Below are 12,713 nucleotides of genomic sequence, written 5' to 3'. Positions count from 1 at the left end.
TGCCAGTACGAAAAATTCAGTTTTCACGTGTTCTGCGTGATAATTTCAAGGACAATCAGTTTTAATGGACAGCCTTACGCTACAACCTATTCGCCAGGTCAATGGTGAAGTAAACCTGCCGGGATCAAAAAGTGTGTCGAACCGGGCCCTTCTTCTGGCCGCTCTTTCTAAAGGTACTACCCGCTTAACCAATCTTCTGGATAGTGATGATATCCGCCATATGCTTAATGCGCTGACTAAACTTGGCGTAACCTATCGTTTGTCGGAAGATAAAACCGTTTGCGAGGTTGAAGGGTTAGGGCATGCCTTTTCTATATCCGGGGAGCTGGAGCTGTTTTTGGGGAATGCCGGTACGGCAATGCGTCCATTGGCTGCCGCTTTGTGTCTGGGTAAAGGGGATTATATTTTAACCGGTGAACCGCGGATGAAAGAACGTCCTATCGGACATCTTGTGGATGCTCTGCGTGAGGCCGGTGCTCAGGTGGAATATCTGGAAAATGAACATTTTCCGCCACTAAAAATAACAGGAACAGGTCTGAATGCTGGCAGAGTTTCAATCGACGGTTCTATCTCCAGTCAGTTTCTGACGGCGTTTCTGATGTCGGCACCACTTGCTGAAGGTGAAGTCACCATTCAGATTAATGGTGAACTGGTGTCTAAACCTTATATTGATATTACACTGCATATTATGCGTCAGTTTGGCGTTACGGTAGAAAATCGTGATTATCAGGAATTTGTGATCCCTGCCGGGCAATCATATGTTGCTCCCGGTGATTTTTTGGTTGAAGGTGATGCGTCCTCAGCGTCTTATTTCCTGGCTGCCGCTGCAATTAAAGGCGGTGCGGTTAAAGTGACAGGTATCGGTAAACACAGCATTCAGGGGGATGTTCAGTTTGCGGATGCACTGGAGAAAATGGGAACCCAAATTGAGTGGGGAGAGGATTATGTGATCGCCCGTCGTGGTGAACTGAAAGCCATCGATATGGACTTTAATCATATTCCGGATGCGGCAATGACTATCGCAACAACTGCTCTGTTTGCTGAGGGAACAACGGCTATCCGTAATGTATATAACTGGCGGGTGAAAGAGACAGACCGTCTGGCGGCAATGGCAACAGAATTACGTAAAGTCGGTGCTGAAATTGAAGAGGGCGAAGATTATATTATTATCACGCCACCGGTTCAGATTAAGCATGCGGAAATTGATACCTACGATGATCACCGTATGGCGATGTGTTTTTCGCTGGTTGCTCTTAGCGATACTCCGGTCACCATCAATGACCCTAAGTGTACGTCAAAAACGTTCCCGGATTATTTTGATAAGTTAAAAGGACTCAGTCTGGGCTAAGTTCGGGTTTAGATCTATCGGTCATCAGGCAGGGGTTACTTATTAATACCTGCCTGTTTTCATCATAAGTACTTACCTAAGCGTAAATTCCTTAGACAGGTGGTGCGCCAGATACTTGAACATATTGAAAACGGCAGTTGTTTCCAGAGTTGGCAGGCCGTTAGTATCCAGAAAATAGTTTCCTTTGAACACCAGTACTTCATCTTTTTCTTCTACTGAATCTGCCCGCATTCCTTCAATGTAGCTATCATGATCCTGAATAATCTGATTGGCAATCATTAGAAGGTCTGATTCAGAAATACTTTTCTTCTCACTCATGGTGGTTTCTCCGGGTTACTGAGTACATTGCATAGGCGACAGTGTATGGGTGAACCGTAAAATTTCAATTATTTTGTGACTTACAGCGTAATTAACAGCATGAATAGAGAAATTTATTGGTAGCAATGCGTTGGCATGTTTATTCTCCCCGCATCTTTATGCGTGTGTTTTCACCGGATTCAGAGAAGGTAAGGCAGTCTCTTGCTGGGGAACTGGTGAATAAGACATCAGTTATTAATTTGTCAGCCTGATTTTTATAAAAACAGGTTGACCTTCATTAAATCTCGCTCAATAGTAAAAAAAGACATAAATTTTAGGAATGGTATATGCACGGACGAGAATGTTTGTGGCATGGGATCATTCAGAGTGATTGAGGACGTCAGAATCAATTATGGGTAAGTCACTGGTAATAGTGGAATCACCAGCCAAGGCGAAAACGATTAATAAGTATCTTGGTAAAGACTATATCGTTAAGTCGAGTGTGGGACATGTCCGCGATCTTCCTACAGCAGGCCAGAGCAGTGGCCAGAAAGCCGCACCAATTTCAACCAAGGGTTTGAGTCCGGAAGAAAAAGCCCGGATAAAAAAAGAGAAAGAGAAAACGGCACTAATCAAAAAAATGGGCATCGACCCGTTTCATGGCTGGGAAGCCAACTATCAGATACTGCCGGGTAAAGAAAAAGTAGTCGCTGAACTGCAGAAACTGGCAAAAGATGCCGATCAGGTTTATCTCGCAACCGATTTGGACCGCGAAGGAGAAGCTATCGCATGGCACCTTCGTGAGATCATCGGTGGCGATGAAGAGCGATACAAACGTGTAGTCTTTAATGAAATTACGAAAAATGCCATTCAGCAGGCGTTTCAGGCTCCGGGTGAGCTGAATATGGACGGTGTGAATGCCCAGCAGGCTCGCCGGTTTATGGATCGGGTTGTAGGCTTTATGGTCTCTCCTCTGTTGTGGAAAAAAGTGGCGCGTGGCTTATCTGCTGGTCGTGTTCAGTCTGTTGCGGTAAAACTGCTGGTTGAACGTGAGCGGGAAATCAATGCGTTTGTTCCTGAAGAATTCTGGGATATTCACGCTGATACCAAGACACAGGATAAAACCGATTTTCGCCTTCTGGTAGCACAAAAAGCTGGTGAGGCCTTTAAGCCGGTTAATGAATCAGAAGCAAAAACAGCAATGATGATTCTGGAACAGTCGGCGTATGAAGTGTGTAAGAGAGAAGATCGTCCGACTCAGAGCAAACCGTCAGCACCTTACATTACTTCGACTCTGCAGCAGGCTGCAAGTACTCGTCTGGGTTATGGTGTTAAGAAAACTATGATGCTGGCTCAGCGTCTGTATGAAGCGGGCTATATCACTTATATGCGAACGGACTCGACCAATCTGAGTCAGGAAGCCGTAGAGGCCGTCAGAGGCTATATCTCTGCCGAGTTTGGTGATGCTTACCTCCCGGCTAAAGCGAATGTCTACGGAAGCAAAGAAGGGGCGCAGGAAGCGCACGAAGCGATTCGTCCTTCCAGTGTTGAGGTTATGGCGGCAGACCTGCAGGGCATGGATCCGGATGCGCATAAACTGTATGCTTTGATCTGGAATCAGTTTGTTGCCTGTCAGATGACGCCAGCACAGTACGATTCGACCACGATCAGCGTAAAAGCAGCAGAATACACGTTGAAAGCCAAAGGACGCATTTTGAAGTTTGACGGCTGGACCCGTGTACAGCGTCCTTTAGGCAAGAATGAAGATCAGATCCTTCCGGCTGTTCAGATTGGCGATATGCTTAACCTGCAAAAGTTGGATCCTAAACAGCATTTTACCAAGCCGCCGGCACGTTATACGGAGGCCGCTTTGGTTAAGGAACTGGAAAAACGAGGAATCGGACGCCCTTCGACTTATGCTTCTATTATTTCGACTATCCAAGATCGCGGTTATGTCAAGGTGGATCAGCGTCGCTTCTATGCTGAAAAAATGGGTGAAATCGTAACGGATCGTCTGGATGACAGTTTTAACGATTTGATGAACTATGATTTTACTGCCCGTATGGAGCAGAAGTTGGATCAGATCGCAACCGGAGATACCAACTGGAAAGGAGTATTGGATAACTTTTTCTCTGATTTCTCCGGCGATCTGGAAAAAGCTGAACTGGATGAGATGGAAGGTGGCATGAAGCCAAACAATATCGTCCTGACAGATATTGAATGTCCGACCTGTGGTCGCCCTATGGGGATTCGTACGGCATCCACGGGGGTATTTCTTGGCTGTTCCGGTTATGCTCTTCCGCCGAAAGAGCGTTGTAAGACAACGATCAATCTGGGGGATGAAGAGGGCATTATCAATGTTCTGGAAGAAGATGTTGAAACGGCAGCACTGAGAGCGAAAAAACGTTGCCCTAAGTGTGGCGTAGCGATGGACGCTTACCTTATCGACGATAAGCGTAAATTACATGTTTGTGGTGATAATCCTAACTGTGACGGTTACATTGTCGAATATGGTGAATTTAAGCTGAAAGGGTATGAGGGACCCGTTGTCGAATGTGACAAATGTGGTGCCGATATGGTACTGAAAAATGGTCGTTTCGGGAAATACATGGGGTGTACTAACGAAGCGTGTAAGAACACACGTAAGATCCTGAGAAACGGTGAAGTTGCTCCGCCAAAAGAAGAGCCGGTACATTTTCCTGAGCTGCCATGTACAAATTCAGATGCTTATTTTGTGCTGCGTGATGGCGCATCGGGCCTGTTTATGGCAGCCAGCAATTTCCCTAAATCACGTGAAACCCGGGCTCCTCTGGTCGCTGAGTTGGTTCAGTTTAAGGAACGTATTGCCGAGAAATTCCTGTACCTGACGACAGCTCCGACAGCGGATCCTGATGGGATCCCGACCGTTGTGCGTTTTAGCCGGAAATCTAAAGAGCACTATGTCCGCTCAGAGATTGATAATAAACCATCAGGCTGGACCGCACTCTATATTGACGGTAAATGGGAAATAACAGATAAAAGAAAGAAAAAATAAGTACAAAAGGCGATCAGATGATCGCCTTTTTTATTAACAATCAGCGCATTTCTATTTCACCGTTCCTTCATTACCCTTCTTCCTGTTCGTGTCTCAGAACCAACCGATATATATTAAGTTTTTGCTTTATAGCAAGTTTTTTTCTCAGAGCTATTGCAATTCGTGAATGTTATAGTAAGGTTAATATCGTTATTATTTTGAAAATAAATTTCAAGTATTCAGTGTGATACACAACAAAAAAATAAATTAGAAATACGTATAGTAACAAGTAACAAGTGACATACTGATGTGACTCACTGCATGCCCTGATTATTGCTGGAAGTTTTCTTCCTCTCACAGAGGATTACCCCCTCAGACAGTGACATCCGGACTCGATTTTATAGCCGTCTGTATTTACCCTGAAAGTGTACAGACTGTACCTTTCTATAGGCATAGGCGGTTTTCTTACTTTGCTTTGACTATTTGGAGAATTACAACAATGGCTGGTGTATTAAGTATGATTCTTGCTGGCGGAGAAGGTTCCCGCCTGTGCCCTCTGACAGAAAGTCGCAGTAAACCCTCTGTTCCGTTTGGTGGTAGTTATCGGTTGATCGATTTTGCGCTGAATAACTTTGTGAATGCAGGACTAACCCAAATTTATGTGCTTACTCAGTTTAAATCGCAGTCGCTTTATCTGCATATGAAAAAAGGCTGGAATTTGTCCGGGATTACCGGAAGTTTTATCGACTCGGTTCCCGCTCAGATGCGTGATGGTAAACGGTGGTATGAAGGTACGGCAGATGCCATCTACCAGAATATCAGTTTTGTCGAACTGGCTGATCCAGAGCAGGTATGCATCTTTGGATCTGACCATATTTATAAGATGGATATCCGGCAAATGTTGGATTATCACAAGGCAAAAGATGCCCGTCTGACAGTTTCGGCATTGAAAATGCCGTTATCCGATGCCTCTCAGTTTGGGGTGATTCAGGTTGATGAAGAGGGGAAAATGATTGGATTTGAGGAGAAGCCGGCTCAACCTAAACCTATTCCGGGTGATCCAGAACATGCGCTGGTTTCTATGGGAAACTATATTTTCGATACCAGTTCACTGTGTCGGGAACTGCGTGAAGATGCTGCAAATAAAACATCCAGTCATGACTTTGGTAAAGATATTATACCGAAGATGTATCGTGAAGGTGGCGTATATGTTTATGATTTCTCAACTAATGTTATTCATGGCGAAAAAGAAGCAACTTATTGGCGCGATGTCGGTACGATAGATTCTTACTGGTCGGCACATATGGACTTGCTGGATAAAGACCCGCAATTCTCACTGTATAACCGAAAGTGGCCTTTACATACTTACTTTCCGCCGTTACCACCAGCTACATTTGCAGATACCGGTGATCACGAAACGAATATAAAAGATAGTCTGGTTGCTGGTGGCAGCTATGTTCAGGGTGCGCATGTTTATAAATCTGTGTTAGGCTACCGGAGTAATATTGCACCAGGTTCAATGATTAGTGAGTCTATTCTACTGGGTGAAGTGAAAATTGGTGCCGGTTGCAGTATCCGAAGAGTAATAATAGATAAATATGTTGAGATCGCACCTGGAACAGTGATTGGAGAGAATCCGGAGCTTGATGCTAAGCGGTTCCATGTATCACCTGAAGGGATTGTGGTTATAGCAAAAGGAACAAAAGTTGGGTTCTAGAATGGAACAAACAAAAATTTGGTTTACTGTTTCTGAAGCTCAGGGTCTGGTAAAAAGCGGAGGCTTGGCTGATGTAGCCAAGGCTCTGCCTAAAGCCCTGCAGGAGCTTGGTCATGACGTTGCTATCGCTATTCCCGGTTATAGCCTTCTTCCCGGATTTTATGAGGCAGAAGAAATCCTCTCTACAGAACTCGAATTCTGGCCGCATACGCCTTATAAAATAAGAAAAATGAGTCTGGATGGTGTACCTGTTTATGCCGTTGAGTGTGGGAAATATTTTGAACGTCCTCATCTCTATGCTGAAAATAATGTCGCATATGCTGATAATGGTGAACGTTTCGGTTTTTTTAGTGCAGCCGTTTTGGACTGTCTGCCTAAGCTGGGGATTCATCCGGATATTATTCATGCGAATGACTGGCACACAGGACTGGTGCCATTTCTACTGAAGAATCGTTATCAGGAACATGAATTTTTTGCTGATATAAAAAGCGTGATCACCGTACATAACGCTATTTTTCAGGGGATCTATTCCTACTCTGAGCTGGAGATTATTCCCGAACTTCAGGCGATAGGAATGGAGCATTTGCGTTACAGCCATTCTCATATTGGTATGCTGAGAGCCGGGCTGGCCTACGCAGATAAAATCAATGCAGTGAGTCCGAATTATGCTCAGGAGTTACTTACGGCTGTTGGGTCACACGGGCTGGTGGATGATTTTAACCGCCGTGCCGGTGACTTGTGTGGGATCCTTAACGGATGTGATTACAGCGAATGGAATCCGGAAACGGATGAATTCATACCGCTGCATTATTCCGCAGATAAAAACAGTATGCTTCAGGGTAAGAGTGCCGCAAAGGAAGTATTACAGGCAGAATGTCACCTGCCATGTGAGAATAAACCGCTATTTGGAATGGTTTGTCGGTTGACTCATCAAAAGGGGTTTGACTACATATTGCCTATTCTGGAGCAGTTCCTGCGCAATGATATTCAGATTGTGGTCGTAGGAACCGGAGATCCTAAGATTGCTGACAGTCTGCGTAGTATTTCTTCGCGGCATCCGGAAAAGTTCACCTTTATTGAGGCGTACAGCAACCGTTTGGCTCATCTCGTTGAAGCCGGTGCGGATTTTTTCCTTATGCCTTCAGAGTTTGAAGCTTGTGGTCTGAACCAGATCTACAGCATGGCTTACGGAACATTACCTGTTATCCGGGAAGTCGGGGGGCTGAAAGATACAGTGATCGACGTTGATGTTGATCCGGATAATGCAACTGGCTTTGGTTTCCATTATCCCTTGGCGAAGGATTTGCTTATTACTATGCAACGTGCTCTGATTTTCTATTTGCAGCAACCGGATAAGATGCATGACATTCAGCTAAGAGCAATGAAGCGTAATTTTAGCTGGCACCAGTCGGCGGTTGAATATGTGGACATGTATCACAAAGCGTTGAATAAATAGTAACAATGGATAAATAGTAGCAACCGGCGTGTATTATGATGCTGAAAAACTCCTGTCTCAGTACAGGAGTTTTTTATTTCTGGTCACAGGCTGTCAAATCAATCCTATGTCATGAGCTCAGATATGTTAACCTTGCCTGATCTTAGTCAGACAATATGAAGTAACGAATGTCACAAGCCTTGTTGTTCCATAAAACCTATCTTCATCCGACATCGGAAGAATGGGTGGTCTTTGTGCATGGTGCTGGTGGAAGCTCTTCCATCTGGTTTAAGCAAATTAAAGCATACAAACAGCATTTTAACCTGCTTTTGATCGATCTCCGGGGACATGGCCGTTCTAACCGGCTGATCAAAGAAATTATCACTAACAAATACACCTTCAGTGAGGTCACCACAGATATTCTTAAAGTTCTGGATCATCTGAAAATTCAGTCAGCCCATTTTGTCGGAATGTCACTTGGCACGATTATCGTCAGAAATCTGGCAGAAATGGCAGCAGAAAGGGTTTGTTCTATGGTGCTGGGCGGAGCCGTCACCCGCCTCGATATTCGCTCACAGTGTCTGGTTACTATGGGTAATCTGGGAAAACATATTATTCCTTATATGTGGTTGTATAAGCTGTTTGCTTATATTGTCATGCCGCAGAAAAGTCAAAAAGAGTCCCGGCATATCTTTGTCCGGGAAGCAAAGAAATTGTGTCAGAAAGAGTTTAAGCGCTGGTTTATTCTGGCGGCTGAAGTTAACCCGCTAATGCGTTATTTCCGTGAAAAAGAATTGCCTATACCGACACTATATCTGATGGGGGATAAAGACTATATGTTTATTCAACCGGTAAGAGAAATGGTATCTGAGCACAAATTGAGTTCATTATGTGAAATTCCCGACTGTGGTCATGTCTGTAATGTTGAAAAGCCAGAAGAGTTTAATCAGAAATCGATAGAATTTATCCAGAAGCAGGGAATAGCTTCTGTCTACCACTGAAAAGATAAAAGAAAAGAGCCTTTCGGTTCTTTTCTTTTATGGTGGGCATTGAACTACAAGATATAGCTAATTAAGTTGGTTTATCAACTCATCGCGGGTCTGTTTAGAGAGTACAGACCAGTGCTTGCCTTCGATAGCACCTTCCAGGGACCAGAGAAGCTCAAGGCTGACCGAATTAGAATGGGTTTTCTGGATCGCTTTGTAAGCATCAACAGCCCCTATTTTTTTCAATTCGGAAACCGTATTGATACCGGCTTTTTTCAGCATACGCTCAGTGCCTAACCTCAGGTTTGGGAGATCCTTTAACCGGGTAGGTTTTTCTTCCGCTTGTACGGCTTTCTCTTCGGTTGCATTTTCTAGTGCAACCGAAGCGATATTCAGAATATCTTCCGGATTTTTCCATATGCTCTGTGGCAGGGCAAAATACTTGGTGACAACAGGAAATCCACGCTTTTTATAGACGTAAGGTTCATAGCCTGCATTTTTGAATTGTTCGATAGTTAATTCACAGGAGCGGATATGCAGCGCATCGTTGACTACAAGCGCAAACATCGTCTCGTTAACGAAGATACCAAAACCGCCAAACATAGAACGAGATTTAATTTGGCCAAATCGCTCAAACAGGCGGAGGGAATCTTTTAGTACTGGTTTATCCATTGTAATAGTCTCGGGTTCGTAAATTGATCCAACCAATCCATTACCGAGAAATTAGCAAATAAACGTGATCTGTTGTCAGAAAACCGTCAAACCACTTTGTATTATTGCTAATTCGCCTTCGGCAACCCCGCTACCTTTTTCTGAACTACTGTCAGAAGGAAGGCCGGAGGCTTTGCGTCCCACCTTTTCAGATGGTTTGCCCTGGTCGTGACATCATAAATATAGGAAAAACTTGAACAGAGATCACGCAATATGCTCAAAAATGTGATCCCTGCCACATCGTTGCCTGTGTTTTAATGCTAATTGGTGAAAGCAAAAATAAATCCAAGCGTAGTTTTTCTGGTTTTTGTCTGTAAAGGTTAATTATTTCGTTTAGCCATTGAGATTCTTAACACTGTCACGGATGACAATTTCCGGTTGCATCTCAAACACATGTCTTTCATGTTCTTTGTTCTTAATGCGTTCCAGAAGAATTTCGAATGCAGTTTTTCCCACTCGTCGTTTTGGCTGGTGAATTGTGGTCAGTGGTGGAGAAAAATAGCCGGCCAGATCAATATTATCGTATCCGATAACAGAGATATCATCAGGAACACGCATGCCTTTTTGTTGTAGGCGGCTCATCAACCCCAGTGCCATCGTATCGTTGAAACAGAACACCGCGGTTGGTTTATCATCCAGAGCCAGAATGGTGTCTGCTGCTTCAACAGCAGTATCACATTCGAAGTTACCTTCGATGATCTTACTTTCATCAAACGGCATCCCGGCATCAGACAGTGCGCGTTTGTAGCCCAGAATCCGTTCTTTACAGATAGCTTTTGCCAGCTGTCCACTCAGGCAGTAGATATTTTTGTGGCCGTTTTCTATCAGATATTTTGTGGCCAGATAGCCACCTTCTTCTGAGTTATCAATGATTTTGTCAGACGCAGAACTTTCCGGTCCCCAGTCCATAATAACTTTGGGAATATTCGGGTGACTATCCAGCATTTCCTGCAGTTCACAGGTCAGGTCGGAGCACATGACCAGCATGCCATCCACTCGTTTTTCAGCCAGCATCCGGATATAATCACGTTGCTTTTCATAGATACCACCGGTATTACACAAAATTAAAGTGTATCCCTGCCGGTAGCAGTAGCTCTCCACACCGTCAACAACTTCAGCAAAAAATGGGTTGGTAGACTGAGTGACCAACATACCGATAGTACGTGTTGTATTACATTTCAGGCTGCGGGCAACGGCACTGGGAGCATAGTTCAGCTCTTTCACTGCGGCCATTACTTTGTCTTGTGTACTTTCTGCAACAAAACGGGTTTTGTTAATGACGTGGGATACGGTTGTTGTCGATACGCCGGCCAGGCGTGCAACATCTTTGATTGTGGCCATAAATTCTGTCCTATCTGTTACTGCATGATTTCGTTACTGATTAGAATAGAAAAGAAACCGACAGTGTACGATGCACTCAGATATCTGATAAATGTGACGTTATTGGTATGAAAACACAAAAACCGCTATATCTATATAAAGAATAGCGGTTAGACATCATTCCAGTTAAGGGGGGAAATTGTAGTCGTTCTCCTGCATTTACACAAGTTGCTCTGACAGACGGACCGCAAGTTTGACGCGACTTGCTTCACATAAGTTATCCTTCCCCACTCAGGTAAGAACAGTCGAGCTGGCAGAAACTAACCAGCAGGGCGGCGATACTGGCATAGAAGCCAAAAGTATCATATTCAGAGCATTTTTCTGCGAAATCCGGTAACCAGTTCAACAGATGTTTTTCAATAAACCATTGCTGTTCCGTCAGAGCTTCGTCCATATGTTCCGGTTTTTCAAATTCATTAGAACGGATGATCATGTTCCCCAGCAAATCCAGCTCACTGGCCAGATGATCGACCGGTTCTTCTGGCCGGCTATGGGCTGGAATGCCTTTTTTTTCCATTAATTCCATTATCTGGTGTGCTGGAGGAACCGGCTCGTTTATATATACAGAGGCTCGGGGGGGGACTAATGCTTTTACGGGATCCTGAAAAAGACGAAAAAAGTCTGAGGCCAGTAGGAGCTGTGCGTCTTTTATATTCTCAAGCTGGTCTAACCTATTTCCGAGCAGGTTGATGGCTAGCTCTAGAGTGGCATTTTCTCCCAGTCCGGCAAGGAAATTACGGATCTCCGGTCTATGGTAGGCCAGCAGTTCTTTGTCTGAAAGTGCGTGGACAAACAGGCTGGAAAGCCACCAATAGATTTCCGCCCGTCTTTCATTGAATGCTTTGATTTCTTGCATTATTTAGCCCTGTTGCAGGATCTCTATACCTATAACTGTAGTACATATATATACCGAAGTGACCGCAATATTCCGGATTTATAGCTCCTCAGGTACAGGCGCAGAACAAGGCATAAAGAATATTAACCTGAAGTCGCTGCTGAATTCTCTTCCTGTTCGCCTTCAATCAGGTAATCCCGAAAATGGCTCCACCAGATCCCCAGTTTTTCGTGCCAGTAAAGCTCGGTTTGTTCAAGGTAATTGGAAGAAGGGAGATATTTCACCCATGGCTGATGGATTTGATCGTGAGCCAGATAGTTGGTGGGAGCCGGGATCGGATTCAGTCCGGCAGAGTTAAACTCCATCAGAGCGCGTTGCATGTGGCTGGCTGAAGTAACCAGAACAATATTCTTGTTATTAACGAAAGCGGCTGCTTGCCGAGCCTCTTCCCAGGTATCGACAGCGGTTTCCAGCAAAATAATATCCGGCTTAGCCACACCAAGTGCCAGTGCAACACTGGCCATCATTCTTGCATGACTGAATTCGGAACCACCGGCATAGCCGGATAGAATTAACTTAGCTCCGGGATACATTCGCTGGATACGAATACCTTCAGCCAGCCGCATCAGTGCGGTACGGCTCAGTTCTGAGGTTGGAGGGATTTCCGGATCGACTACATGACCATTGCCCAGAACCATCACGTAATCAATGGTGCCTTCTACTGGCAAAAAGGCTTTATATTCTCGTTCCAGAGGCATAAGAAGACGGACTGATATCGGTTGAAATGATGCGCAGAACATCCCCCCCAGAGATATCAGAAGAAAAAAGCAGCCAAAGCGGTGATGCCGCGAGAACATGACCATTGCCAGACCGATAAACCCAATAATAAGCAGGGAGGGAAGTGGCATTACGAGAGAAGACAGTATTTTTTTCAGCTCAAACATACTTAAATAGTCCGAAAAATCATCACTTAGTTATAAAAATAGAGCTT

At 44.5% G+C, this 12,713-nt stretch carries 10 protein-coding genes and 1 riboswitch; of the genes, 5 read left to right on the top strand and 5 right to left on the bottom strand.

From position 1 onward, the window contains the following. Window positions 1-64 precede the first annotated feature (64 nt). Complete coding sequence (aroA, locus tag CSW98_RS02880; protein WP_100798929.1) at window positions 65-1,348, top strand: 3-phosphoshikimate 1-carboxyvinyltransferase; 1,284 nt, start codon at window positions 65-67, stop codon at window positions 1,346-1,348. Window positions 1,349-1,420: 72 nt separating this feature from the next. On the opposite strand, the gene CSW98_RS02875 is transcribed toward aroA, so the two are convergent. Next, window positions 1,421-1,666: a YciN family protein gene (locus tag CSW98_RS02875; protein WP_100798928.1), complete on the bottom strand. Its 246-nt coding sequence runs from the start codon at window positions 1,664-1,666 to the stop codon at window positions 1,421-1,423. Window positions 1,667-2,057: 391 nt separating this feature from the next. Here CSW98_RS02875 and topA point away from each other — a divergent pair, with 391 nt between their 5' ends. The 4 genes from topA (at window position 2,058) to CSW98_RS02855 (ending at window position 8,811) form a co-directional block, all read left to right on the top strand. Next, window positions 2,058-4,679 carry a type I DNA topoisomerase gene (gene topA, locus CSW98_RS02870; RefSeq protein WP_100798927.1) on the top strand — a complete coding sequence of 874 codons (2,622 nt, stop codon included), beginning with the start codon at window positions 2,058-2,060 and terminating at the stop codon, window positions 4,677-4,679. Between the two features lie 478 nt (window positions 4,680-5,157). Next, window positions 5,158-6,375, top strand: a complete 1,218-nt coding sequence (gene glgC / locus CSW98_RS02865) for a glucose-1-phosphate adenylyltransferase (protein ID WP_100798926.1) — start codon at window positions 5,158-5,160, stop codon at window positions 6,373-6,375. A 1-nt stretch (window position 6,376) separates the two neighbouring features. Continuing rightward, window positions 6,377-7,831 (top strand): glycogen synthase GlgA, encoded by a 1,455-nt coding sequence (gene glgA, locus CSW98_RS02860; RefSeq protein ID WP_100798925.1) that lies wholly within the window; start codon window positions 6,377-6,379, stop codon window positions 7,829-7,831. A gap of 167 nt (window positions 7,832-7,998) precedes the next feature. Next, window positions 7,999-8,811, top strand: coding sequence for an alpha/beta fold hydrolase (locus CSW98_RS02855; protein WP_100798924.1), 813 nt, complete (start codon window positions 7,999-8,001; stop codon window positions 8,809-8,811). Between the two features lie 66 nt (window positions 8,812-8,877). Here the strand turns inward: CSW98_RS02855 and CSW98_RS02850 are convergent, their stop codons facing one another. The 4 genes from CSW98_RS02850 to elyC form a co-directional block, all read right to left on the bottom strand. Beyond that, on the bottom strand, window positions 8,878-9,468 hold the full coding sequence (locus CSW98_RS02850) for a TfoX/Sxy family DNA transformation protein (protein ID WP_100798923.1): 591 nt from the start codon (window positions 9,466-9,468) through the stop codon (window positions 8,878-8,880). Window positions 9,469-9,585: 117 nt separating this feature from the next. Next, a riboswitch (cyclic di-GMP riboswitch) is annotated at window positions 9,586-9,679 on the bottom strand. Window positions 9,680-9,840: 161 nt separating this feature from the next. After that, window positions 9,841-10,848, bottom strand: a complete 1,008-nt coding sequence (purR, locus tag CSW98_RS02845; RefSeq protein ID WP_100798922.1) for an HTH-type transcriptional repressor PurR — start codon at window positions 10,846-10,848, stop codon at window positions 9,841-9,843. 256 nt (window positions 10,849-11,104) lie between these two features. Beyond that, window positions 11,105-11,743 carry a molecular chaperone TorD gene (gene torD, locus CSW98_RS02840; protein ID WP_100798921.1) on the bottom strand — a complete coding sequence of 213 codons (639 nt, stop codon included), beginning with the start codon at window positions 11,741-11,743 and terminating at the stop codon, window positions 11,105-11,107. A gap of 122 nt (window positions 11,744-11,865) precedes the next feature. Next, entirely contained in the window at window positions 11,866-12,666 is an 801-nt protein-coding gene (elyC, locus tag CSW98_RS02835) for an envelope biogenesis factor ElyC (RefSeq protein WP_100798920.1), read from the bottom strand. Window positions 12,667-12,713 lie beyond the last annotated feature (47 nt).

It is taken from the genome of Vibrio sp. HA2012, from assembly GCF_002812955.1.
In the GTDB taxonomy this organism is placed as follows: Bacteria; Pseudomonadota; Gammaproteobacteria; order Enterobacterales; family Vibrionaceae; genus Vibrio.
Note: the sequence above shows the minus strand (reverse complement) of the source record. Positions and strands in the feature narration are given on the sequence as shown.

Bases quoted from the DNA above. Each gene is read 5' to 3' on its own strand.
- aroA (WP_100798929.1), top strand. From the start codon at position 65: ATGGACAGCCTTACGCTACAACCTATTCGCCAGGTCAATGGTGAAGTA.
- CSW98_RS02875 (WP_100798928.1), bottom strand. From the start codon at position 1,666: ATGAGTGAGAAGAAAAGTATTTCTGAATCAGACCTTCTAATGATTGCC.
- topA (WP_100798927.1), top strand. From the start codon at position 2,058: ATGGGTAAGTCACTGGTAATAGTGGAATCACCAGCCAAGGCGAAAACG.
- glgC (WP_100798926.1), top strand. From the start codon at position 5,158: ATGGCTGGTGTATTAAGTATGATTCTTGCTGGCGGAGAAGGTTCCCGC.
- glgA (WP_100798925.1), top strand. From the start codon at position 6,377: ATGGAACAAACAAAAATTTGGTTTACTGTTTCTGAAGCTCAGGGTCTG.
- CSW98_RS02855 (WP_100798924.1), top strand. From the start codon at position 7,999: ATGTCACAAGCCTTGTTGTTCCATAAAACCTATCTTCATCCGACATCG.
- CSW98_RS02850 (WP_100798923.1), bottom strand. From the start codon at position 9,468: ATGGATAAACCAGTACTAAAAGATTCCCTCCGCCTGTTTGAGCGATTT.
- purR (WP_100798922.1), bottom strand. From the start codon at position 10,848: ATGGCCACAATCAAAGATGTTGCACGCCTGGCCGGCGTATCGACAACA.
- torD (WP_100798921.1), bottom strand. From the start codon at position 11,743: ATGCAAGAAATCAAAGCATTCAATGAAAGACGGGCGGAAATCTATTGG.
- elyC (WP_100798920.1), bottom strand. From the start codon at position 12,666: ATGTTTGAGCTGAAAAAAATACTGTCTTCTCTCGTAATGCCACTTCCC.